This window comes from Stenotrophomonas sp. GD03777, assembly GCF_029842485.1.
In the GTDB taxonomy this organism is placed as follows: domain Bacteria; phylum Pseudomonadota; class Gammaproteobacteria; order Xanthomonadales; family Xanthomonadaceae; genus Stenotrophomonas; species Stenotrophomonas sepilia.
Window position 1 is genome coordinate 48,587 of record NZ_JAOCGL010000001.1, and the last position, 22,774, is coordinate 71,360.

Annotated in this window: 26 protein-coding genes; 11 read left to right on the top strand and 15 right to left on the bottom strand. The window is 65.8% G+C overall.

From position 1 onward, the window contains the following. Positions 1 to 6 precede the first annotated feature (6 nt). The 8 genes from N5E02_RS00220 to N5E02_RS00255 all read right to left on the bottom strand — a co-directional run bounded on the left by N5E02_RS00220 (position 7) and on the right by N5E02_RS00255 (position 7,504). Positions 7 to 1,080 carry a cyclopropane-fatty-acyl-phospholipid synthase family protein gene (locus N5E02_RS00220; RefSeq protein WP_164093169.1) on the bottom strand — a complete coding sequence of 358 codons (1,074 nt, stop codon included), beginning with the start codon at positions 1,078 to 1,080 and terminating at the stop codon, positions 7 to 9. Then, positions 1,077 to 1,862: a DUF1295 domain-containing protein gene (locus N5E02_RS00225; RefSeq protein WP_088497490.1), complete on the bottom strand. Its 786-nt coding sequence runs from the start codon at positions 1,860 to 1,862 to the stop codon at positions 1,077 to 1,079. The genes N5E02_RS00220 and N5E02_RS00225 overlap by 4 nt, the downstream gene beginning before the upstream one ends. After that, positions 1,859 to 2,404, bottom strand: a complete 546-nt coding sequence (locus tag N5E02_RS00230; RefSeq protein ID WP_164093170.1) for a DUF2878 domain-containing protein — start codon at positions 2,402 to 2,404, stop codon at positions 1,859 to 1,861. The genes N5E02_RS00225 and N5E02_RS00230 overlap by 4 nt, the downstream gene beginning before the upstream one ends. 1 nt (position 2,405) lies before the next feature. Continuing rightward, positions 2,406 to 3,665, bottom strand: coding sequence for a cyclopropane-fatty-acyl-phospholipid synthase family protein (locus tag N5E02_RS00235; RefSeq protein WP_164093171.1), 1,260 nt, complete (start codon positions 3,663 to 3,665; stop codon positions 2,406 to 2,408). Further along, positions 3,662 to 4,429, bottom strand: a complete 768-nt coding sequence (locus N5E02_RS00240; RefSeq protein WP_065178582.1) for a DUF1365 domain-containing protein — start codon at positions 4,427 to 4,429, stop codon at positions 3,662 to 3,664. Before N5E02_RS00240 ends, N5E02_RS00235 begins: the two co-directional genes overlap by 4 nt. Continuing rightward, the gene (locus tag N5E02_RS00245) at positions 4,426 to 5,703 is read right to left on the bottom strand and encodes an FAD-dependent oxidoreductase (protein ID WP_053496656.1); all 1,278 of its coding nucleotides are present in this window, start codon (positions 5,701 to 5,703) and stop codon (positions 4,426 to 4,428) included. The genes N5E02_RS00240 and N5E02_RS00245 overlap by 4 nt, the downstream gene beginning before the upstream one ends. A 1-nt stretch (position 5,704) precedes the next feature. Continuing rightward, entirely contained in the window at positions 5,705 to 6,655 is a 951-nt protein-coding gene (locus N5E02_RS00250; protein WP_139727078.1) for an acyl-CoA desaturase, read from the bottom strand. Between the two features lie 81 nt (positions 6,656 to 6,736). Next, positions 6,737 to 7,504, bottom strand: coding sequence for a hypothetical protein (locus N5E02_RS00255; protein ID WP_065178596.1), 768 nt, complete (start codon positions 7,502 to 7,504; stop codon positions 6,737 to 6,739). Positions 7,505 to 7,635: 131 nt separating this feature from the next. Here N5E02_RS00255 and N5E02_RS00260 point away from each other — a divergent pair, with 131 nt between their 5' ends. The 3 genes from N5E02_RS00260 to N5E02_RS00270 are packed head-to-tail and all read left to right on the top strand — an operon-like array spanning position 7,636 to position 9,636. Next, positions 7,636 to 8,259 (top strand): sigma-70 family RNA polymerase sigma factor, encoded by a 624-nt coding sequence (locus N5E02_RS00260; protein ID WP_049414756.1) that lies wholly within the window; start codon positions 7,636 to 7,638, stop codon positions 8,257 to 8,259. Continuing rightward, on the top strand, positions 8,256 to 8,930 hold the full coding sequence (locus tag N5E02_RS00265; protein ID WP_188238609.1) for a ChrR family anti-sigma-E factor: 675 nt from the start codon (positions 8,256 to 8,258) through the stop codon (positions 8,928 to 8,930). The genes N5E02_RS00260 and N5E02_RS00265 overlap by 4 nt, the downstream gene beginning before the upstream one ends. Before the next feature lie 13 nt (positions 8,931 to 8,943). Further along, positions 8,944 to 9,636 carry an oxidoreductase gene (locus N5E02_RS00270; protein ID WP_188238608.1) on the top strand — a complete coding sequence of 231 codons (693 nt, stop codon included), beginning with the start codon at positions 8,944 to 8,946 and terminating at the stop codon, positions 9,634 to 9,636. A 2-nt stretch (positions 9,637 to 9,638) separates the two neighbouring features. On the opposite strand, the gene N5E02_RS00275 is transcribed toward N5E02_RS00270, so the two are convergent. The 4 genes from N5E02_RS00275 to N5E02_RS00290 all read right to left on the bottom strand — a co-directional run bounded on the left by N5E02_RS00275 (position 9,639) and on the right by N5E02_RS00290 (position 15,438). Further along, a complete protein-coding gene (locus N5E02_RS00275; protein WP_139727079.1) occupies positions 9,639 to 12,038 on the bottom strand; it encodes a hybrid sensor histidine kinase/response regulator in 2,400 nt (799 codons plus the stop codon). Beyond that, positions 12,031 to 12,498, bottom strand: coding sequence for a response regulator (locus tag N5E02_RS00280; protein WP_005416517.1), 468 nt, complete (start codon positions 12,496 to 12,498; stop codon positions 12,031 to 12,033). Before N5E02_RS00280 ends, N5E02_RS00275 begins: the two co-directional genes overlap by 8 nt. Further along, on the bottom strand, positions 12,495 to 14,735 hold the full coding sequence (locus N5E02_RS00285; RefSeq protein ID WP_065184856.1) for an ATP-binding protein: 2,241 nt from the start codon (positions 14,733 to 14,735) through the stop codon (positions 12,495 to 12,497). Before N5E02_RS00285 ends, N5E02_RS00280 begins: the two co-directional genes overlap by 4 nt. 115 nt (positions 14,736 to 14,850) lie before the next feature. After that, positions 14,851 to 15,438, bottom strand: coding sequence for a biliverdin-producing heme oxygenase (locus N5E02_RS00290; RefSeq protein WP_176556917.1), 588 nt, complete (start codon positions 15,436 to 15,438; stop codon positions 14,851 to 14,853). A gap of 127 nt (positions 15,439 to 15,565) precedes the next feature. Here N5E02_RS00290 and N5E02_RS00295 point away from each other — a divergent pair, with 127 nt between their 5' ends. Next, a complete protein-coding gene (locus N5E02_RS00295; protein WP_065178588.1) occupies positions 15,566 to 15,859 on the top strand; it encodes a hypothetical protein in 294 nt (97 codons plus the stop codon). Between the two features lie 16 nt (positions 15,860 to 15,875). Here N5E02_RS00295 and N5E02_RS00300 read toward each other — a convergent pair whose 3' ends face one another. Further along, positions 15,876 to 16,361, bottom strand: coding sequence for a TspO/MBR family protein (locus tag N5E02_RS00300; RefSeq protein WP_065184851.1), 486 nt, complete (start codon positions 16,359 to 16,361; stop codon positions 15,876 to 15,878). 73 nt (positions 16,362 to 16,434) lie between these two features. Continuing rightward, positions 16,435 to 18,630 (bottom strand): hypothetical protein, encoded by a 2,196-nt coding sequence (locus N5E02_RS00305; RefSeq protein WP_188238607.1) that lies wholly within the window; start codon positions 18,628 to 18,630, stop codon positions 16,435 to 16,437. Between the two features lie 133 nt (positions 18,631 to 18,763). Between N5E02_RS00305 and N5E02_RS00310 the strand changes: the two genes are divergently transcribed. Both N5E02_RS00310 and N5E02_RS00315 read left to right on the top strand, forming a co-directional pair. Next, entirely contained in the window at positions 18,764 to 19,243 is a 480-nt protein-coding gene (locus N5E02_RS00310) for a GNAT family N-acetyltransferase (RefSeq protein WP_065184847.1), read from the top strand. 71 nt (positions 19,244 to 19,314) lie between these two features. After that, positions 19,315 to 19,635: a hypothetical protein gene (locus tag N5E02_RS00315; protein WP_053496645.1), complete on the top strand. Its 321-nt coding sequence runs from the start codon at positions 19,315 to 19,317 to the stop codon at positions 19,633 to 19,635. A gap of 212 nt (positions 19,636 to 19,847) precedes the next feature. Here the strand turns inward: N5E02_RS00315 and N5E02_RS00320 are convergent, their stop codons facing one another. Next, entirely contained in the window at positions 19,848 to 20,297 is a 450-nt protein-coding gene (locus N5E02_RS00320; RefSeq protein ID WP_279945674.1) for a DUF3693 domain-containing protein, read from the bottom strand. A gap of 137 nt (positions 20,298 to 20,434) precedes the next feature. Here N5E02_RS00320 and N5E02_RS00325 point away from each other — a divergent pair, with 137 nt between their 5' ends. The 5 genes from N5E02_RS00325 (at position 20,435) to N5E02_RS00345 (ending at position 22,666) form a co-directional block, all read left to right on the top strand. Continuing rightward, positions 20,435 to 20,599 (top strand): hypothetical protein, encoded by a 165-nt coding sequence (locus N5E02_RS00325; protein ID WP_176698763.1) that lies wholly within the window; start codon positions 20,435 to 20,437, stop codon positions 20,597 to 20,599. Continuing rightward, the gene (locus N5E02_RS00330; protein WP_176698764.1) at positions 20,596 to 20,757 is read left to right on the top strand and encodes a hypothetical protein; all 162 of its coding nucleotides are present in this window, start codon (positions 20,596 to 20,598) and stop codon (positions 20,755 to 20,757) included. The genes N5E02_RS00325 and N5E02_RS00330 overlap by 4 nt, the downstream gene beginning before the upstream one ends. A gap of 262 nt (positions 20,758 to 21,019) precedes the next feature. After that, on the top strand, positions 21,020 to 21,898 hold the full coding sequence (locus N5E02_RS00335) for an inovirus-type Gp2 protein (protein WP_279945706.1): 879 nt from the start codon (positions 21,020 to 21,022) through the stop codon (positions 21,896 to 21,898). Beyond that, entirely contained in the window at positions 21,895 to 22,185 is a 291-nt protein-coding gene (locus N5E02_RS00340) for a single-stranded DNA-binding protein (RefSeq protein WP_279945675.1), read from the top strand. The genes N5E02_RS00335 and N5E02_RS00340 overlap by 4 nt, the downstream gene beginning before the upstream one ends. Positions 22,186 to 22,426: 241 nt before the next feature. Then, on the top strand, positions 22,427 to 22,666 hold the full coding sequence (locus N5E02_RS00345; protein WP_279945676.1) for a hypothetical protein: 240 nt from the start codon (positions 22,427 to 22,429) through the stop codon (positions 22,664 to 22,666). Positions 22,667 to 22,774 lie beyond the last annotated feature (108 nt).

Below are 22,774 nucleotides of genomic sequence, written 5' to 3' on the forward strand. Positions count from 1 at the left end.
CACACCTCAACGGGGACGGAACAGATAGTGGGCAACCAGCCACTGCTGGCCATCGTCGTAGCCGAACAGCTCGGCGCAGGCCATCCAGAACATGCGCCAGCGCTGCCACCAGATCTTCGCCGCCGCCTGGCCGTAGGTTGCGACCAGAACCGGCATCACCGCCTCGCGGGCCGCATCCTGGTTGGCCAGCCAATGGTCGGCGGTGCGCTGGTAGTGGGTGCCGTCCAGCAGCCAGCGCTGATCGAGTCGCAGGTCGCGCTGGAAATGCAGCAGGGTGTCAGCGGCCGGCATCAGGCCGCCGGTGAAGAAGTGGCGCCCCATCCAGTTGTCGCCGCCCTCGGTCTCGAACGGGTACATCAACGTGCGATGGGCGAAGATGTGCACGAACAGCGCACCGTCGGGCTTCAGCCACTGCGCGATGTGCGCCAGCAGTCGCTGGTAGTTGCGCACATGCTCGAACATTTCCACCGAGACACAGCGATCGAAGCGTGCCGTGGGCAGCTCAAGCTGGTTGACGTCGCGGGTCAGTACCTCGACGTTGTGCAGGCCCCTGGCCTGGCACTGCGCCATGATGTGCTGGCGCTGGCTGTGCGAGTTGGACACCGCAGTGATGTTGGCCTGCCGATAGCGTTCGGCCATCCACAGGGTCAGCGAACCCCAGCCACAGCCCAGTTCGAGAATCTGCTGGCCGTCGGCAAGTCCGGCACGCTGGCCATAAAGTTCCAGCATCGCCTCCTCGGCCTGGTCCAGCGTTTCGCGCCCGGTGGGGTAGTAGCAGCTGCTGTACTTCAGCCGCTTGCCCAGGCAGGCCTGGAAGAATGCCGCGGGAACTTCGTAGTGCTGGCGGTTGGCCGCGTCGGTATGCAATGCGAGCGGACTGTCGGTCAGTTCTGCGATGCGACGGCTGAAGAGTGCGGACTGTGCCTCGATACCTCCCGCCGATTCCTCGTGCAGGCGTTGCGCGCACAGGCGCCGGATGCCGGCACGCAGCGCCGCATCGGGAACCAGCCCGCGTTCGGCCCAGGCGATCAGCCCGGTTTCCGCATCTTCGGCCGAATTCAGTGACGGGATCGCGCTCATGCGGAATGCTCCTTGGAAGAACGGGGGAACCAGGGAAAGAACATCGGCGTGCTGCGCTGGTAGGCACGGTAGTCGTCGCCGCGGCTGCGCAACGCCTGCTTCTCGGTGAAGGGGATGCCGCTGAGATAGCGCAGGAACAGATACATCAGCAGCGGCCCGGCCCACGCCAGCCACCACAGGGGGGAACCGACGGCGAGCAGCACATAGGTGAACCAGTGCAGCCACTCGAAGAAGTAGTTGGGGTGGCGTGAATAACGCCAGAGCCCCTCGCGGCAAGTGCGGCCCTTGTTCGCCGGGTCGGCACGGAAACGTGCGAGCTGGCGGTCGGCCAGGCTCTCGCCGCCGACGCTCAACAGCCAGGCCAGTGCTGCGGCAACTGTCCACGGTGTCAGGCCGGCATGGGAATTGGCTGCCACCGCAACGAAGGGCAGAGCGAACAGCACGACCAGCAGCGCCTGCGCCATGAAGAAGCCAAAGATCTTGCCCTGGTGGCTCTGCCAGTGTTCGCGCAGATAACGGTAGCGCCCGTCTTCGGGTTCACTACGGACCCGGCGCCACAGGTGCAGCGCCAACCGGCCGCCCCACAGGCCGCCGAGCAGGCCCAACGCAACCCGAGGCAACATCGCGCCATCGCCGAGCAGCGCCAGCAGCAGGGCCGAGGCACCCACGCACTTGGCCCAGAGCACGTCGACAACGCCGATGTTCTGGTGGCGGCGCTGCCAGGCCCAGCCCCAGCTCATCACCAGCACGGCATACAGCAGTACCCACAGCAGATTGATCATGACGATGCTCCGGCCAGGGAGGGCGGGGTGGTGCGAGAGCCGCGACGCGCGGTGACGTACAGCAGCGAAAGCGCGATGCTCCAGCCCGCACCCAACACCAGCAGGCCCTGCCACGTGGGTGCGGCGAAACGGACCGCATCGAAACCGCGCGCTGCGGAGAGGTAGGCCAGCGGTGCCAACAGCAGGCCGAACAGGGCCGGCAAGGCAGGGTGGCGCAGCAGGAAGCGCATCGAGGTGGTCAGCGTCATCGCGAACGCGGCCCACAGCGCCATGATCCAGGGAGGCGGCACCCAGCCCAGCGGGGCGGCGGCGTAGCGCACGGTGCCGCTGGCGGCAGCACTGGCGTCGACCAGCCATGCGCAGGCCAGTGCCAACACCATCAACCGAAGATCCAGCCGTGGTTGCGGCGACGTCAGCAGCTGGCTGCCGATGTAGAGAGAGGCTGCCAGCAACGCCGGCCACTGCCAGCCGCGCCCGGCGCCGGCCACGGCGCACACCCAGACCAGTTGGTTGCCGAGCAGATTGGGCCAGAATCTGCGCATCTCAGCTACCTTGGCCCGATGAGGCGCCCGGGCGATGCCCCGGGCGCGCCATCAGCAGATGGGAGACCCCGATCGAGCGCTCCAGGAAGCCGCCCTCGCAGTAGGCCAGGTAGAACTCCCAAAGGCGGCAGAAGCGCGTATCGAAGCCTTGCGCCTGCACGTCGGGCAACCGGTCAAGGAAGCGCTGGCGCCAGGCGCGCAGTGTCAGCGCGTAGGAGTGGCCGAAGTCCTGCTGGGCGATCAGCTGCAGGTCGCTGGACCGCGTTTTGGCGGCCATGATCGCGTTGATCGACGGAATGAAGCTGCCGGGGAACACATAGCGCTTGATGTAGTCGACGCTGCGCCGGGCCTGCTCGTAGCGATGGTCCTCGATGGTGATGGCCTGCAGCAGGGCAACGCCATCAGGCTTGAGCAGGCGCTGCAGCGTGGCCATGTAGGTGTCCAGGTATTCTGCGCCGATGGCTTCGATCATCTCGATCGACACCAGCTTGTCGAACTGGCCCTGCAGGTCGCGGTAGTCCTGCATCAGCAGCGTGACCTGGTCCTGCAGGCCGGCCGCCTGCACGCGCTGGGCAGCCAGCGCGTGCTGCTCGGCGGAGATGGTGGTGGTGGTGACGTGGCAGCCGTAGTGCTGCGCCGCGTGCAGCGCAAAACCACCCCAGCCCGTGCCGATCTCCACCACGCGATCGCCCGGCTTGAGCTGGAGCTGCTGGCAGATGCGGTCCAGCTTGCGCCGGGAGGCGGATTCCAGCGACTCGTCTTCTGTGTCGAACAGGGCGGAGGAATACATCAGGTCGGGCGACAGGAACAGGGCAAAGAAGTCGTTGCCGAGGTCGTAGTGCGCGGCAATGTTGCGGCGGCTGCCTTCACGGCTGTTGCGGCGCAGCCGGTTCCAGCCGCGCAGCAGCCAGCCACCCACGCGGGCCGGGCCGCGCTCCATGCCGTCGAGCAGGTCGCGATTGCGCACCAGCAGCCGGATCAGCGCCACCAGGTCATCGCAGTGCCATTCGCCCTGGATGTAGCTTTCACCTGCGCCCACGCTGCCTTGCGCTGCAACCTTGCGGTAGAACGCCGGGTCATCGATGGTGACGGTCACCTGCAGTTCGCCATGGGCTTCGCCCAGCCAGACTTCGCCGAGTGCATCACGCACGCACAGGCGGCCGTCGCGCATGGGGGCAAGCTGTTCCAGCAGGCGGCGGCGCAGGAAGGCATCCAAGGCGCCGGGACGCGGCAGGGCGACCAGGGGAGTCATCGAGTTCATCGCGGTTTCTCGGCAAGGGCAGGGTGGTCATGCACGGGGTTGCGCTTCAGCCACAGCCGCAGCGCGTGCCAGTGGATGGCGGCCATCACCTGCAGGGTCATCAAGGGATAGCAGGCCAGGACCCGGGCCAGCCCGCGGCCATCCAGCGCGTGCCGCTGCATGGTCTGGGTGGCATCAAACTGGCGAACGCCTTGGCGCCAGACCTGCATGTGCACGCGCAGATCATCATCCGGGCAGTTGAACCGCCAGTCGTAGTGGCAATCCATCGGCATGAACGGTGAGACATGGAAGCGCTTGTCGAACCGCCAGCGCAGCGAGGCGCCTTCGTGGGTGGCCGTGGCGACTGGCAGCACATAGGCGTGCCGTTCCTTCCAGGGCGTATTGGTGATCTCGGCGACGATGCAGTCCAGGGTGCTGCCATCGGACTGGTAGCAGTAGTAGAAGCTGACCGGGTTGAATACGTGCCCGGCGAAGCGAAGATGGGTGAGCAGGCGTACCGGGCCGGTAGGCCGATAGCCCAGGGTGGCCGCGGCACGGTCGCGCACCGCATCGGCCAGTGGTTGTGCGGGATTGCCGAAGTAGTCGCTGCGGCGGAACTCGGCCAGGTTGCGGCGATTGACCGACCACAGCCAGCGCCCGGCGAACACGGTCTCCAGCTCGTCCAGATCGAGCAGCAGCTGCGCGATCGGATAGCGGAATGCGTGGGGCTGCGGATGATGCCGTCGGTGCATCACCTGCCCGAAGTAGAGTGCGCTGGCACTCACGCTGCCACCTCGCCGGGCACAACGCTGTCACGGTGCGCGGTGCACTCGCGCATCGCGTCCACCACGCGGCGGGCGCTGCGGATGCCGTCTTCGTGGAAGCCCCAGCCCCAGTATGCGCCCGCGAACCAGGTGTGGCGGCGGCCCTGCAGCTCTGCCCAGCGCTGCTGGGCACGGATAGCGGCATGATCGTGCACCGGGTGGGCATAGTGCAGCCTGCGCAGCACCTTGGCCGGATCGATCGCCTCGCTGCGGTTGAGGGTCACGACCAGCGGGGTGTCACCGGGCAGGCCCTGCAGGAGGTTCATGCAATAGCTGACCGTACAGGGCGCGCCTGGATCCCTGGGAACGTGTGCATTCCATGCAGCCCATGCCTTGCGGTTGCGCGGCAGCAACGATGCATCGGTATGCAGTACTGCTTCGTTGGGCTGGTAGCGGATGGCGCCGAGCACTTCGCGTTCGGCCGGATCGGCGTCACGCAGCAGGGCAAGCGCCTGGTCGCTGTGGCATGCCAGGATGACCTCGTCGAAACCCTCCACGCCCGCCGCGCTGTGCACGCGCGCGCCCCACGGCATGCGTTCGACCGAGTGAACCGGGCATTCCAGCCGCTCGCGCACCCGCCAGCGGGCGCGAAGGGCATCGACATACCGTGCCGAGCCACCGCTGACTACCCGCCAGGGTGCGCGCCCGGTCATCTGCAGCATCTGGTGGTTGGCCATGAACTGGGCCAGGTAGCGGGCCGGGAACTGCATGACCGTGGCGGTCGGTGACGACCACAGTGCCGAAGCCATCGGCAGCAGGTGCTCGTCGATGAAAGCGGTGCCGTAGCGCTGGCTGCGCAGGTACTGGCCCAGTGTCGGGCCTTCGTCTTCCGCCAGCAGCAGCGGCGCATCCCGGTAGAACCGGCGCAGGTCGGCCAGCATTCCCCAGAAGCGCGGCGAAACCAGATTGCGACGTTGGCAGAACAGGCCATCCAGCGAAGTGGCGTTGTACTCGACGCCACTGCGCTCGCTGTGCATCGAGAAGCTCATGGTGGTCGGCTGCGAGGCCACACCCAGTTCTTCGAACAGTGCCGTCAGCAGTGGGTAGTGCAGGGGATTGAAGACGATGAAACCGGTATCCACCGCCATGCGCGTGCCGTCCACCTGCACGTCATGGGTGTGGGTATGCCCGCCCAGGTAATCGTTGGCCTCGAACAGCGTCACTTCGTGTTCGCCGTCCAGCCACCAGGCACTGGCCAGGCCGGCAATGCCGGAGCCGATGATCGCGATGCGCATGTCAGTACCTCGCCTTGACCAGTACCCACTCGGGGATGGGCTTGAGTCCCCTTACCAGGCCCATGGCCGCCATTGCGCGCAGCCCGTACCAGGTCAGGTCGATCTCCCACCAGCGGAACCCCTGGCGGACGGTCCCAGGGAAGAAATGGTGGTTGTTGTGCCAGCCTTCACCGAAGGTAAGCAGCGCCAGCCAGAGGTTGTTGCGGCTGTCGTCACGGGTCTCGAAGCGCCGCCGGCCAAAACGATGGGCCAGCGAGTTGATGGTAACGGTGGCGTGGAACAGCACCACGGTGGAAATGAAGAAGCCCCACACCAGCAACTGCGGGCCAGAGGTGTGCAGTCCGGGCGCCCAGCGCTCCAGGCCGGCGCCGAGTGCGTACAGCGCGGCAGCCAGCAGTACCGGCACCGCCGTATCAAAACGGTCCAGCCAGCGCAGTTCCGGGAAGCGCGCCAGGTCAGGCACGCGCGATAGATCCGTGGCGAATGCCTCGCGGGTGAGGAACCAGCCCATGTGGCTGCGCCAGAAGCCGCCTTCGCGCGGCGAGTGCGGGTCCAGCGGTTGGTCGGCATGCCGATGGTGATGGCGATGGTGGGCCGCCCACCACAGCGGCCCACGTTGCACGCTGGACGCGCCGATCACCGCGAACACGAATTGCACCGTTCGCGATGCCTGGAACGTCCGGTGCGAGAAGTAGCGGTGGTAAAAGGCGGTGATCGCAAACATGCGCACTGCGTAGAGGGCTGCGGCGACGATCACTGCCGTCCACGAGATACCTACCCAGATCACCGCGATGCAGGCCAGGTGCATCAACGCGAACGGTACGGCGCGCAGCCAGTCGATGCGTCCGGGTTCGCCAGCGGCGTGGTCTGCAGCGCTGCCGGTGTCGACCCAGCGCTTCAGGGTGCGCAGCAGGCGCCAGCGTCGGCGGGGGAGGGGCGCTACAGAGGCCATGGCGGATCTCGGCGGGTGTCGTGTCTTCCTCTACGCAGCAGTGCGCGCAATGGATGCGGCCGGCTGTGGAGAATTTCGGCTTCACTTGGGCATCACGCTGCAGCGCCCGACCAGGGGTTGCGTCCAGGCCTGTTGCCATTCGTTGGCGGACCGCTCGGCCACCGGCGAGCTGAAGCGCACCGTGACCTGTGGGTAGGTGCCGCGGGTATCGCGCAGGTTGCTGGTTCCGCGGAATTCCAGCAGGCGGCGGTCGGTGCTGGCATAGACCAGCGACAGGCGCGGCGCGATGCCGCCGTACCAGGTGTCCAGACTGACCTCGATGGCCTGGGCGTCGATGCCCTGCCAGCGAACCGGGCCGGTGTGCCGCACCTGCACCGGGAAGAAGCGCTGCCGCCCCGGCACCAGGAAAGGCAGACTGATGCGTTCACCTCGCAGCAGCGCTGGCCAATGCTGGCGCACCGCGGCGTCGAAGCCCGTGTCGATCACCGCATCCGGAGCCAGCTCAAGCCGACGATGACGCAGCTCACTGGCGGCATCTTCTTTCCAGGCGATGGACACCGACTCGCCACTGGCGTCGACGTCAGCGGTTTGCCCACTACGGCTGTCCTGCAGCGAATAGCCCCGGGCCTGCGGGCGGGCGCTGGCCGGCAGATGCTTGCGGGCGAAGGGGCGGCCATCCGGGCACTGATAGAGCACCCAGCGCTCGGCACCCTCCGATGGGCCGCGCCGCCAGTGCACTTCACGATAGAGCAGATCGCCCTGCGCCGAGGTGGCCACGCCCTCGTTGCGCAGCCAGGGCGCCGCCAGCGCGGCATGGGGCAGGCACAGCAGCAGCCAGGCAGTGCGCATGGTGTTCATCCGGTCGGGAGGCTCAGGTCATACGGCGGGCGCGGCTGCTTGGATGCACAGTGCCTGCTGCATCCAATGGCCGCCCCTGCGCGTAGAGAGGACAGACCTTCACCTGCCCGCCGCTCACGCAGATGTACCCTGACGCTGCCAGCACCCTCCTCAACTTCGATACCGCACGCACCGTGTCCAGTTCCCAGCAGCCCAGCAGCGAGCCGACGAACTGGGCCGATGACATGGACAGTGTGGCGCGGCTGCGCGACCGCGACTGTTTCATGCGGATCTATGACTACTTCATGCCGCGGCTGTGCGTGTATCTGCGTGGCCTGGGGGCACCCGACGCCGTGGCCGAGGAAATGGCGCAGGAGTGCCTGCTGCGCCTGTGGTTGCGGGCGGCCGAGTATGATGCGGCCCAAGGCGCGCTGAGTACCTGGCTGTACCGGATCGCGCGCAACCTGCATATCGACCGCATCCGTCGAGAGCGCAGCTGGATGCAGGTGCAGGCAGCGGTGGAAGACGCCGCGGCCGTGGACATGATCGAGCGCAGCAGCGCCGAGCAGTTCGCCGACCAGGCGCGCCTTCGCCAGCGCATCAACGAGCTGCCCGCCGTGCAGGCGAGGCTGGTGCGGATGTCCTATTTCGAGGCGAAGAGCCACAGCGAGATTGCCCAGGCGCTGGGCATGCCGCTGGGAACGGTAAAGTCACACCTGCGACGTGCGTTCCTGCAACTGCAGGCCAAAGTGGGAGGTGCGCTGTGAATCCGCATCACCACCTGCACGAATCCACGCTGATGAGCTATGCCGCCGGCGCGCTGCCGGCGCCGTTGAGCATCGTGGCCGGTGCCCACCTCGAGCAGTGCCCCCACTGCCGGCAGCGCCTGCGCGATGCCGAGGCGATCGGCTCGGTGCTGCTGGAGCAGACCCAACCGCCCGCGGCCGACGCGCGTCGCGAGCAGTTGCGCGAGGCCATGCTGGTGCAGCTGGCCTCGGACGCGCCGAGCGCCATCGCCGGAGCCAGGCGCCCGGTGCCGAGGGAGCGGCCCGAGGCCGATCCGGACCATCTGCCAGCCTCGTTGCATCCTTACTTCGGCGCTTCGCTCAGTGCCCTGCGCTGGCGCTGGATGGCGCCCGGCGTGCACTGCATCAGGGCTGAGCAGATGCCCTCGCTGATCATGCTGAAGATTGCCCCGGGCAAGTGCCTGCCTATGCACAGCCATGGCCGCAGCGAACTGACCCACATCCTGCGGGGCTCGTACAACGACGCGCTGGGGCTGTTCGCGCCGGGCGACATGGCGGACCTGGACGAGGAGGTGGAGCATCAACCGGTAACTGCCCCGGGTGTTCCCTGCATCTGCGTTTCAGCGCTGGACGCGCCGTTGGTGTTCAGTGGCTGGCTGGCGCGGAAGATCCAGCGTTTCGTGAAACTCTAGCGTGGGTGCGACCATGGCCGGGAAAGGTGCGTTGAGGATTCTGTTGACCGGTGCCTCGGGCCTGGTCGGGCAGGGCGTGGCGTTGGCCTGCCAGCGCTCGCCGCAGGTCGGCCATCTGGCCGCGCTGGTGCGGCGCCCGGGCAGCCTCAGCGGAGCGGGTAGGGAGCTGGTTGTTCCTGACTTCCTGCATATCCAGGGGCGCTCGGATGAACTGGCCGGGTTCGACGCATGCTTCTACTGTGCCGGTGCGCCACCGGTCGGCACGGCTGAGGCCGAGTATCGACGCGTGACCCGGGACATCACGCTGGCGGTGGCCCGCGCCTGGGCAACTGCGAATCCCGAGGGATGTTTCCTGTATGTATCCGGTGCCGGCGCGGATCCACAGAGCAGATTGATGCCGTTGAGGATCAAGGGCGAGACCGAGGTCGCATTGCAGGGCCTGCCGGTTCGCACCGTGATGCTGCGCCCGGGGGGCGTCAGGCCGGTTCCGGGCACCGGCACCCGTCATGCCCTGTTGAAGCCCCTGTACTGGGGCGGTGCGCCGTTGATGAAGCTGGCCGGCGCCGTTGCGCCGTCGCTGATGACCAGCAATCTGGCCCTGGGTCAGGCGATGGTTGCACTGGCCGGCAGGGAGCATCCGCCGTCCACGGTGGAGTGCGCGGACATCAACCGGATCGCTGCTGGCGCGCGCGATCCGGCGTCCTGATCTCAGAGTGGCACCGTCTCCAGCGCGGTGCGCACCGCAGTCGCCAGGTCACTGCGGGTAAACGGCTTCGGCAGCAGTGCAACGGCCCGTCCCTGGCTGCCCACCTGGTCGTGGTCGCGCGGATAGCCCGACGTGAACAGGACGGCGACTTCCGGCCAGCGTTCACGGACTTCACGCACCAGCTCCCAGCCCGACATGCCGGGCATCACCACGTCAGAGAACAGCAGGTCCACTTTGGTATCAGGGCGTTCCAGCAGCCGCAGTGCGGAGGGGCCGTCGTGGGCTTCCAATACCCGGTAGCCCAGCAGCCGCAGTGCATCCACCGTGTGGGCGCGGACATCGTCGTTGTCCTCGGTCACCAGGATGGTTTCCTCGCGCGGCGAGTAGCCCGCCAGGCCGGTCTGCGGGGGACGCGCTTCGGAGGGCAGGGCCAGCGGTGAGCGCGGGAACATCATGGTGATACTGGTGCCGCCGCCTTCCACCGAATCGATCAGTACGTGGCCGCCTGACTGCTTGACGAACCCGTGCACCATCGACAGGCCCAGGCCGGTGCCACGGCCAACCTGCTTGGTGGTGAAGAAGGGTTCGAAGACCCGGGCAAGCGTCGCCGCATCCATGCCGTGGCCGTTGTCACGCACCCGCAGCATCACGTACTCGCCCGGCGTCGCATCCGGGAACAGCGCAGCGTAGTCGTGGTCGAGGTGGCTGTTGTCGACCTCGATCACCAGCCGGCCGCCGTGCGGCATCGCATCGCGGGCATTCACCGCCAGGTTCAGTACGGAGGCCTCCAGCTGGCTGACGTCGATCTCGACACACCAGATGTCCTCGGCGCTGCGGATCTCCAACTGCACCAGCTCACCCAGCGCACGCTGCAGCATGTCGTGCATGTCCAGCAGGCGCTCGTTGAGGTTGGCGGCCTGGCTGCGCAGCGGCTGGCGGCGGGCAAACGCCAGTAGGCGCTGGGTCAGGCTGGCGGCACGGCCCACCCCCTTCAGCGCATTGTCCAGCGCACGGCCCACCAGCGCACCGGCCTCGCCAGCCCTTTCACTGAGCAGCATGGCGTGCTCGACATTGCCGGAAATGACGGTCAGGATGTTGTTGAAATCATGTGCGATGCCGCCGGTGAGCTGGCCGACCGCCTCGATTTTCTGCGACTGGCGCAGGGCATGCTCAGCCTGCACGCGCGCGGTGGTTTCCACGGCCTCGGAGACCACAGCGGTGACCACCCCTTCCGTATCGAGCAGTGGACGGAACGAGAAATCGAAGCTGCGCCGCCCGGTCGGGAGTTCCAGTTCCAGCGCATGCAGTGAACTGCGGCCCTGTACGGCTGCGGCCACGGCCCGATCGATCAGCGCGCTGATGCCCTCGGTGGTGCCGAACCAGACCGATTCGGCGAAGCGTTGGCCAACGACGTCCTTCTTGTCTGCCAGCACCGCGGCCAGTGACGCGTCATTGGCATCGACCACGCGTCCGGACAGATCCAGCAGCACCTGGTGCTGGAAACTGGATTCGAAGATCGTCTGCAGGCGCCGCTTGCTGGCGCGCAACTCGGCCGTGCGTGCCTGTACCTGCTGCTCGAGCAGCTGGTTGTCTTCGCGCAGGGCCAGCTCGGCCTGTTTCAGCAGCGAGACGTCGCTGCCCAGGCAGATATACCCGGCCACGCTGCCATCGGCGGCATGCTCAGGCACGCAGTCCATCTGCACGAATCGTGATTCGCCACTGCGATGGATCAGTTCGACCTGGAAGCGGGTGCGCTCGCCCTGCAGTACGCGTTCCAGGCTGGGCAGGGCGTGCTCGAAGGCGGAAATGCCGCTGACATCCCGAGCCGGCCGACCCAGCAGTTCTGCAAGGCTGAATCCATGCCAGTCCAGGAACGCCTTGTTGGCAAACCGGTAGCGATGGTCCTTGTCCAACTGGGCGATCAGCGCCGGGACGGCATCGGTCACCATCTGCAGCTGGGCCTGGCTTTCGTTCAGGGCGGCCTGCGCATTGGCCAGCTGGGTGCGCTCGTGCGCCTCCTGGCGGGCGCGTCGGATCGCATCGGGCAAGCGTTGCAGGCGTTGCTTCACCACGTAGTCGCGGGCACCGCGCGTGAGTGCCTGTACCGCCAGTTCCTCGGTCAGGGTGCCGGAAACAAAGATGAAAGGCGTCTGCGGCACGCACTCGCGCGCCAGGGCAAGTGCTGCGTCACCATCGAAGCCTGGCAGGACATGATCGGCGAGGATCACGTCGAACGGGCGGTTTTCGATGGCCTCGATGAACGCGTTGCGGGTCCACAGGCGCTCGGCCTCGAAATCGAGGCCGGCACGCTGCAGCTGGGCGCTGATCAGCTCCGCATCAAGCGCGCTGTCCTCCAGCATGAGGATGCGCAGGCGCTCGCTGCGGCGCGATCCATCACGCATTGCGCTGCCCCGAACCGTTGGGTCGATGCGGTGGCGGCTGGTTGGTGATGCCCCAGAACATGCCCAGGCCCTGGATGGCGTCGAAGAATTCCTTGAAGTCGACCGGCTTGACCACGAATGCGTTGACGCCCAGTTCGTAACTGCGCACCAGATCCTGCTCCTCGCGCGAAGAGGTCAGCATCACAACCGGGGTGCTGCTCAGGTACGGGTCGCCACGGACCTGCTCCAGTACCTCCAAGCCATTGACTTTGGGCAGCTTCAGGTCCAGCAGCACGACCACCGGGCCGCCGTGCATGGCACCGGCGAACTTGCCTTCGCAGCGCAGGTAATCCAGCGCTTCGGCGCCGTCGCGTACATGGATGACATCGTTCAACAGCTGGCAGCGCTCAAGCGCGGCCATCGTCAGCTCTGCATCCTTGGGGCTGTCCTCTACCAGGAGGATCGGCCGCAGGTCCCTCATGGGTGTTCTCCTGTGGAGCGGGGTAGGGTGAAGTGAATGGTCGCGCCCTTGCCGGGCTCGCCCTCGGCCCAGGTACGGCCGCCATGGCGGCCGATGATGCGGCGCACGTTGGCCAGGCCGATGCCGGTGCCTTCGAACTCTTCGATGTGATGCAGGCGCTGGAACACGCCGAACAGCTTGTCGACGTAACGCATGTCGAAGCCGCAGCCGTTGTCGCGCACGAAGAAGTGATCTTCGTCGTCGCTGCGGCCGTGCCCAATCTCGATCATCGCGTGCTCGCGCTCGCGGGTGAACTTGATCGCGTTGCCCAGCAGGTTCTGCCAGACCAGGCGAAGCATCGTCGGGTCGGCTTCCACCTCCGGCAGCGGCGCGAGCGTCCACTGCACGTCGCGGCCGGCGTAATCCAGCGCCAGGCTCCGGCGCACGTCCTCGGCCAGCGCAGCCATGTCCAGACGCACCCGCCCAAGCGTGGAGCGTCCCATCTGCGAGAAGCTGAGCAGGTCGTCCACCAGTGTGCCGGCGGACTTTGCTGAATCGACGATCGTATCCAGGAAGCGGCGCTCGGTCTCGTTGAGGCGGTCGCCCGCCGAGCTGCCAAGCAGCTCCGAATAGCCCACGATGTGGCGGAAGGGGGCGCGCAGGTCGTGGCTGACCGAATAGGAAAAGGCTTCCAGTTCCTTGTTGCTGCGCAGGAGCTGCTCGTTCAGTTCCGCCATCTCCTCGGCCTTGCGCAGCACGATATCGACGATGGCCGTGCGCATCTCGTGTGCCGCATCGCAGTCGGCGTCGGTCCACGGCAGGCTGCGCTGCCGCACGGTCTCTTTCCAGGCGTCGAAGGAGCTCCGCGGGGAGAGTGCGACGCCGGGCGCTGCGGTCTTGCGGGGGTCTCCCCCCCAGCGCACGGTTCGCACCACCTCCGGCCGGAACCACATCAGGTAGCTGTCATGCAGCTGCGAAATGGACACTGCCAGCAGGCCGCTGGCTACATCGGCCAGGTGCGCGGCAGGCGACCAGTCGGCAGCAAGGTGGTCGGTGCAGTAGGTTTCCTGGCCGGGCTGCCGGGTAGCCAGCCAATCGGCCAGCGCCAGCACGTCGCTGGCGGGCGGGCACTCACCCACGCGCATGCAGTCGCCCTTGTGCACGATGGCAGCCCCGGCCGCGCCGGTCAGCGACAGCAGGCTGCCTTCGTCCTGGCGCAGGGCCGCCATGAATTCTTCGTCGCCGGCCATGCGGCCCAGCAGCTTGACCAGTATCGAGCGACGCGCGACGCGTTCTTCAATCGCGAGCGCGCGCTCCTTCAGTGCAATCTGCAGCGACAGGATCTGGCCCATGAACTCGCAGGCGGTACGCACGTGGTAGGGCAGGCGGCGTGGCTGCACGGTGTGGCAGGACACCAGGCCCCATAACCGCCCCTCATGTACCAGTGACACCGACATCGACGCCCCGGTCCCCATGTTGCGCATGTACTGAAGATGCACGGGGGACACGCTGCGCAGCACGGCCAGGCTCAGGTCGGTCGGTGGCGCCTCGCGGTGGTCTTCGGCCCGCATCAGCGGGGTAGGGGTATAGTTGTTGTCTGCGATCAGGCGCACCCGGTTCCGGCGGTACAGTTCGCGGGCCTGTGCGGGAATGTCCGACTCGGGAAAGCGCAGGTCCAGGTAGGACGGCAACAGGCCATTGCCATCTTCGGCCACCACGATGCCATTCCAGCCAGCATCGAATTGATAGACCAGGGTGCGGTCAAAGCCGGTGAGCCGCCGCATGTGCGCGGCCGCAAGCCTGCACAGGTCTTCCACCGTCGCTGCCGATTCAATGCCGGTCATCAGCTCGCGGATGGCTGGATACAGTTCTTCCAGCGAACCGGGCTGGCCGGGAACCGGCGCCTCCAGCTCGACCAGAAGATCCGTGGCGGAGCGGTGCACGAGCAGCTGATGGCGGCCGTGCCCATCCAGGTGCACCGCACCGACATGCGCGCTGCTGCCCACCGTCGCCTGTTGCAACACGCCCTGGAACGGTGCCAGCACGCCGCCCAGCACTTCACTGACGTGCTGCATCAACGGTTCGCCGAACTGTTTCAGCAGCCCGGGGTGGCTGATGGCGCGCTCGCGTACCTGCAGGGACTGCGGTTCAACGACCAGAAGCACACCGTAGGGCTGGATCGCGCCAGGGGTGTGGATCGGTTCGCGCGCGCAACGGGACAGGGCAGTGTCGTGCGCGGATTCGGTAGGAGGCGTCAAGGGCGGGACTCATGATTCGTGGATGGCTGGAACGGCCCAGCACTGCATCCGGTGTGCATGGATGGTGAAGCAAAAGCGTGCCGCCGCATACCACCACGTGAATGTGAAGGGTCTTTCATTCAAACCTGAATTCTTCATCTACGCAGCGACGGATGAACTGGAAGGCGTCTGTCGCGCCCCTGCATGCCTGTGCGCGCTCCTGGCCACTTAAAACGAGGGCATCCAGTTCCTCCCGCTCGCGTCTCCAGTATTCGGCCACACCGAGGTTGGAAGGGCGCAGGTGGCGCGCTCCGTATCCGGCATGAAGCTGCAACGCAGCGGCCATCTTCAACAGCACGGCCGCCCCCAGCGTCGAGCCCTCCGCCACGTAGCGCCAGCCCAGAACAGTCGCTTTCGAGAACACATGCGGCTGCGGTTGCCAGGCATGGGGTGCCGGCATGGAAGCGCCGAGGTCGCGAAGATCCTCCTCGATCAGCGGCAAGCGGGTCGCGCCCGGATCCTGCATCCGGTACAGCGGCGCAACAGCGCTATGGAAGTGCCATTGCACGCGCAGGAAGCAGAGGTAACGCTGGCGCGACGCGAAGATGTGTTGCTGCAACAGGTGCTGGTCGAGGCGATCGTGGGCCGCTCGGGTGTGCGCTTTCAGGGCGGCGCTGAGGGCAATGGGGTGATCGGGTTGTGCTGGCAATGTGGATGTAGGCATCGGCGCGCACCCTAGCAGATTTCGATGCAGAGACCGGTGCAGGTTTCGCGGCCAGCACATCTGCGCTGCACGCCAGCTAGACAGCGGCTGCCCTACGGTGACTGCAATTCCAACAGATGCCACGCCCGTGAACCTGCAGACCGCACCCGCGCCCCAGTACCGTATGCTCCCTGACAGCTGCCAATTTGAATTGCTGGATGTGGATGCACTGCAGGATCCAGCCAGTGGCCGGCTGCTGCACCTGTACTCGCTGGTAGCGCGTTGCCTTTCCTGCGAGACGATCTTCAAGGCAGAAGAAGGGCAGGGCCTGGTCAGCCATACTGCAGCGCGAGTGGTGCGGTGCCCCACCGGTTGCGGGCAGCAGGCGTTCAAGCCGGGCCTGTTGCGGACCTGGTGCCCACAGGCCGTGGCCCAGGCCTGAACGCTGGATCCGCGTGTCACAGCAGCCCTGGATTGGCCCGCCAGACGGCGAAGTTGAGCGCCGAGGCGAACAGGATCCAGGCGAGATAGGGAAGCAGCAGCACTGCCGCGGCCGGGCGGGTACGCGCAAACGCGACGATCGTCGCGCACACCAACACGATCAATACGAGAATGTCGGCGAAGGCAAGCGCGCCCAGCTTCCAGCCGAAGAACAGCCAGCTCCACAGTGCGTTGACGGCCAGCTGCACCAGATAGAGCAGCAGCGCGGGTCGTGCCCCGCGCCAGCCACGTTCGCGCCAGACCAGCCACGCGGCAACCGCCATCATGGCGTAGAGCAGCGTCCACACCGGACCAAAGACGCTGGCCGGTGGCGCCCATGCCGGAAGCGTGAGGGTAGCGTAGAAGCTTGCCGCGGACGTGGACGCCCACGCCCCCAAGGCTGCCGCGACGAAGGTGATCGCCACCCATCCCAGAAATCCGGAAACCTGTGAACTCCGCTTCATAGCGTGCAGCTCCCTGATGCTTGTGCTGCCTGTCTACGCACAGGGGCAGCGAACGGATGCAGGTTGCTGGCCTTCAATCTGAAGAACCGACGGCACCCGCTCCCTGGCTCGCTGGCAGCAGGGAAGGTCGCTGGTCAAACCACTCCCTTGCTTTCGCCAGGTGCCATTGGCGCTGGTCACCGTCCAGCTCGATGCCCGCACCCAGCAGCCCCCAGCGCAGATAGAGATCACCGCGCTTGCGCTGGTCGAGCAGATCCAGCCGCGCGCGTACCGAAAGCCGATCGTTCTCGGCCTGCAGTCCATCGATGATCAGATGGCCCGGGCGCCAGCGCAGCGTCGCCCGTGCCTGCACCTGGCCGGAATCCAACAGCGACAGGGTCCAGCGCGGGTAGTCGGTACGCTCTGCGAACAGTGCAAGCAACGGCCGGGCATCGCTGAGATCCAGATCCGTGGTGGCATCGACCTGGAAGGGCGACTGCGCGTCGATGCGGCCACGCTTGAAGGCCACGCGACCTTTCCATGCGCTTGCCCGCTCTGCGCCCGCCACCTGCACATTGCGAAGTTCGACGGTGGTGCCGGACAGATCGAAATGACGCTGATTGAAGTCACCGCGGCGCAGTGTTGCCTTCACGTCGATGTCGCCGCCCATGTCCAGTCCTGCCACCTTGGCACTGGCATTGCGCCCCAGCAGCCGGGCAGTGCCATGGCCGACGCGTCCATCGGTGTCGAGCGTGGCATCGCCGCTCAGGTTGCCGGTGCCACGGAGCAGCCGCACCTGCGGCGAGCCCAGGTAACGGTTGTAGGCGGCCAGGTCGGGAATGGTTGCCTGGCTGAATCGGAGGTGCGCGCGGACACCCTTGCGCAGCTCCTGCAGGCGACCGTCGCCGCTCAGGTCCAGGGCCAGATCACGGCCGTCGAACAGGCGCACATCCTTGGCATCGGTTGGCCGTGCAGTGAATCGTGGCAGCCGGACAGCCAGCTGTGCCTGGCTGGGGCTGCCGGCCTTCAGTTCGCCATGGGCGCTGGCCGTGCCGGCCAGGCGTACGCCGGCGACTTCGGCCACGGCTTCGGCGGCCGGAATGTTCACGGTGCTGCCTTCGATCAGTTCGCCGTTGCGCACGCGCAGGTCCGCCTTCAGCGTGCCGCCGCCGTCCAGCTGCAGCCACGGCTTGCGGACGAACAGGGCAGGGATCCAGTTGAGCGAAGTGAACGTCCATTCGCCGCGCACGGTACCAGAGCTGCGTTCCAGCAGCTGGGCGGGCTGCTGGAAGGGGACGTCCCGGCCACGGACGCGCAGATCCGCATCCACTTCACTGCCTGAGCCGGGCTTGGGCGGCAGGCGGGCCTGCAGGCGCAGGTCGTTGGACACATTGAGCTGCAGGGCCAGCACGCCGCGATTGGGGGCACCATCACCCAGGTAGAGCGGCACCTGCCAGATGGCGCGGTCCCCGGGCTGCAGCTGGCCGTCAATCAGGTGCAGCGCCAGCTGCAGGCGTCCGGGCACGGGCGCGCTGGAGATCTTCGGCGTTGTGGCATCCGTGTCCATGCGCAGGCCCTGGCTGCGGGCGTCGACATCGAGCTGGGCATGCAGCAACTTCAACTTGGCCAGACCGGGCGCCTGGTCCCGATAGTGGCGCGGATAGCTGAAGCGCGCGGTGAGATCCATGTCGCCCAACAGCTGCACGCCGTCAAAACTGGTGTCCGCATCGCTGAACGCCACCTCGGATTCGAAGAGCTCCGACGGCCCGCCGCGCAGCTGCTTGAGGAAGCCCACCGTACCCCGGCCCTTGCCAATGATCAGCAACTTGCCAAAGCGTGCGCTGCGGATGCTGTCGCTGTGGATGGCGTCGAAACGGAGCGTCCAGCCGCGGTCGCTGCGCGGCGGTGGCGGGATGGCTTCTTCGACGCGGCTGATCTCGGCGGAAACCCCCGTCGCCTGCAAGCGCGGAACCCGCACCTCGCGCTGGAACAGGGGCAGCACCGCCAACCGGGCGCTGGCGCGCTCGGCATGCAGCACGTAGACCGTGTGGTTCACGTGGCCGCGCATGTGCACGTTCCAGGCGATGACATGGCCGGGCAGCAGCGTGATGGCCGGGCCGGTGGTCATCACGAACTTGTGCGGCTTGCGGTTGGTGACCTGATCGAACAGTGGCGTATTGAGGAAGATGTTGCCGGCCAGCAGGTACAGCAGGTAGATGCCCAGCAGGACGTAGGCGGGAACGCGCCACCGTCGAAGCCGGTGCGGGATGTGCACGGAAACAGGAGACATCTACTGCTCTGAGGGCCGGAATTTCCACAACTATTGCGGAGCCGATGGCGGTGGCGCGTGAAGCAGCTACGGGGCAGGCGCTGGATTCTGGTAGTGTCCGGCCTGGTCACGACCACAGATCTGCAGGAGACGCATGGAGATCCGGCCCGCCCGTGCAGGCGATTTCGACGCGATGTGGGGCATGTTCAAGACGGCCATTGCGGCGCAGGATGCGCTGCCCTTTGCCGGCTCTTTTGAAGTCGAAACGTTTCGCGTGCATTGGCTCCTGTCGCAGACACCTTATGTGGCCGTTCTGCAGGGCCGGGTGGTGGGCATGTACAAGATGGGCCCGAACTTCCCTGATCTGGGGGCGCATGTGGCGAGCGCCACGTATGTGGTGGATGTGTTGGCACAGGGGCAGGGCTTTGGCCGGGCCTTGGTGGAACACAGTCTGGAACGGGCGAGGGCGGAAGGATTCCTGGCCATGCAGTTCAATTACGTGGTCAGTACCAATGCCCCGGCCGTGGCGCTGTACCGGAAGCTGGGGTTCGATGTGGTGGGAACGCTACCGAAGGCGTTCCGGCATGGGACGCTGGGCTTGGTGGATGTCTTTGTGATGCACAGGTTCCTGTGATGCGATGCGTCCGCCGCGCGTGGTCGGCGATATCCAGCCGAGGCTGGCTGCACAATTCCTGAGGATGTCCCTTGAATCCATTGGTACAGTTTTTGCTGAGTCTGCTGGCGGGCGCGTTCCTCTTTCTGTTGGCTGTGGGGCACGACTACTGGAAGCGCCTGCGTTGGCTCTTCGGATGGGATCCCAATCTGGGCCATGAATCTGCAGACAAGCTCATTTCCATCGCCAACAGGACGGTGCTGGTGACGGCCGCCTTGCTGTTGGTCTGGGCGGTGACAGGCCCATCCCCGTACCGGAGGAACTGGGAGATGGAGGTTTGGGGTTTGGCGGCCGGCACGTTGATTGCGTATGTGGCGCTCATCCTCAGCGCATCGACGCGGGCCCGCGCCTAGATGGCATGGAGCTCGCCGGCATGGAACGAGCCGAATAGCGTGACGCGTCACGACCAGTGAGTGGCTACGGCTGGGGTGCCAGAACGCGCTCCTGAGGCCTCGGTCGTTGGTGCCGAATCGGCGAAACTGTCAGATCCGCAAGATCCTTTGCCATTCCTGCAGAGGTTGAGGGAAGCCCAAAGGGCGGTTGGCAGTGATCGAATCACTGACAATCAGGCCGGCGCCTGGAGTGGATCAGGAGCGTGACTGGTGAAGCCTGGATCGGGCAATGGCGTAATGAACATAATATACATACCGCCGTTGTCGGCACCGCTAACCGCCTGAATTTGGGCGGTTTTTGCGTTTGCGAGGCCTGGCATCGACAGCGCTACCAGCGCGACGACCGCAGCCGCCGCGCCCATTCGGTCCAGCATCAGCCGCCATAGCGCCCGTTCGGTGGCCGTCGTGGCCCTCTCGGCATGGATCATCGCGATCCACGTGGGGCCATCGAGCTTGGCAAGCGCGCAGATTTGCGCAATTCGCTCATCGGACAGCGGCTTTTCGCCCGCTCGGGCCTTCGACAGAAGCTGGCGCTGAATCCCTAGCCTTGCCGCCAAAGCGTTGTCAGACGGGATTCCCGTGCGTTCGCGGGCGGCGTCGAGCAGTTCACCTACGGCGGTCATGGTGTCCTCTTGGTTGACAACGTGTGGTCCATTTAGATTACATGTTCCGCGTGGTCCGAATGGACCACACCCGCCACCGGCACCCCAAGGCCGCTGGCGGGCTCCCTTGGGGCGGGGCTTGGGGATGGGGTAGGGCAATGGATGCGCTTATCGGGGTCGTTCTTGCTGGCTGCATTGCGGCCGTCTCCTTCGGGCTGGCGCTGATTCCGCGCCGCTTGTCTGTCGCACTGGCTGCGACTCGTTCCAACCCGGCCGCTGAGGCTGCCGTTGTCGCCCAGGCACTGGCCGAGGTGCGCCGATGATCCCGGCCCCGCCTACCTTCATCACAGCCCCGGTGATCCAGATGGCAGGCGATCCGCTCGACCTGTTCCTGCGCATCAACGTGATCGCATTCGGCGTTTTCGTTCTCTGCGCCTGCGTCGTCATGTGGATTGCTGACGACAGCGAGGGCGGGCGATGAACGATTTCAAGTGCTACGCCTCGATTGTGGCTGGCTGGATAGTCGTCGTCGCCTTCATCGCATGGCTGCGGGCCATGGAAGGGCGCAAGAAATGAGCGCCGTCCAGCACCTGCATTGCGCCTTCTGCGGCAACGTCGCCACGTACCTGTTCAAGGGTGGTTGCTGCTTTGAATGCACCGAGTCGGATGGCCGCATTGAAATCCCGCCGACTCCTGTTGATCCGCGCTCGCCAGAGTTGCGGGCATTCGACCTGTCCGTGGCTATGGACAGGGCAGGGCAGCGCAGCGTGGAAATCGCCAATGAGGACATGCGTCGTGCGCAGCGCGCTTCTGGCACGTCCTTGCAGGAGTATTTCCGTGTCGGGGAACTGCTGAAGGGCGACGGCCGCGCAGCGGCCGACGCCCTTGGGCTTGTCTATTACAAAACAAGTGACACGCCGGTCCGTCTTGGCCGGGTCACCATCGAAATTGATCCCCTTCTTGCGAAGGCGCAGCGGCTGCGAAAGTCCGTCATCACCGGAGCACGGCTTCATGACCAAGAGGCGCAAAAAGGTTCGCGCCGTGGCGCGTGGTATTTCCTCACGCTCACCTACCGAGAGGGAAGCGATAGCAGCCCTCGTGACGTTAGCGAGCTACTTAAGCGTATGCGCGGCTTCTTCAATCGAACTCGAGATAGGCGAGAACGGTGGAAAGGTGAAGTGTTCCGTTACGTATGGGTCGGTGAACTCACTCAACGGCTTCGCCCCCATTACCACGTGATGGTGTGGGTGCCGAAGGGGATGTACTTCGGCAAGGTCGATCAGCGTGGCTGGTGGCCACATGGTTCCAGCCAGATCGAAAAGGCGCGCAACTGCGTCGGCTATCTCGCCAAGTACGCGAGCAAATTCACAAGCGTCGTTGCGGGCGCATTTCCCAAAGGATTCCGCACCAGCGGCGTCGGCGGACTCAATGAAGAGTCCAGGCGCGAACTGCGTTGGTGGAAAGCACCGAAAGAGGCCCGCGAGGCGCTCGGCGGTGAGGCAGACATCCGCAAAACCAAAGGCGGATGGTTCGACAAGGCTACCGGGGTGTTCTGGCCGTCCCCGTGGAAAGTCACATTTGCATTCGGCCGGACAATCGCTTGGAAGGTGATCCCACTATGAAAGTTGAAGTCATGACCGATCAGGTCGAAACCCGTTCATTCCCAGCACGGGAAGGCAAGGCTGCAGTCCATTTTCGTGAGCAGAAAGCAGCGATCCTTCGCCCGGGGGATTTCCCGCTTCCGTTCAAGCTGACGCTTGACGATGACCAGCAGCCATACAAGCCGGGCACTTACGAGCTGTGCCCGTCGTCGCTGGAGAGCAACAAGTATGGCGGCCTCGATTTCGGCCGTCGCATTCGTCTGCTGACGCCGTCGCCCGCACCGGGCCCGGTCGCAGCGAAGGCCTAAGCCATGTCCGATCCGGCACCGCTCTATGTCGTCGGTTGTGCTGCCGAGAATGTGCAGCAGGACGGCACTTGTTCTGTGCCGGTTTGGATGCCGTACCACCAGCCAGTTCTTCCACCCCTGGACTTGGCTGATGGAACCCTTGTCGCGTTCGCCATCGTGGGCGCGTGGGCAATCGGGTTGAAAGCGCGTCTCGCGTTCCGCGCGGCTCGCCTAGGGGTCTACTGAAATGACGAGGAAAACCATGGAACTGAAGAACAACCTGCGCCGCATCGGCGCTTCCGTCCCGGCCAAGGTCACTGCCGGTGTTGCCACCCTGATGGCGTCGGGTGCCGCCCTCGCATCCGGCGGTTCGTCCCCGGGTGCGGCCATCGCAACCGCCATCAGCGGCGGTGACGCCGACATGAAGCTGATCATCGGTGCGTGTGCCGTGCTGCTCGGCATCCTGGTGGTGTGGGCCTACACCAAGCGGGCTGCGAAGTAACGCCGCGCAGGGTAGGGCAGGGGGCGCGCGGAAACGTTCGCCCCCTTTTTCTTGGGAGAAAGATTATGGGTTACTTCGTCATCGTGGCTATCTGTGGCGCCGTATGGC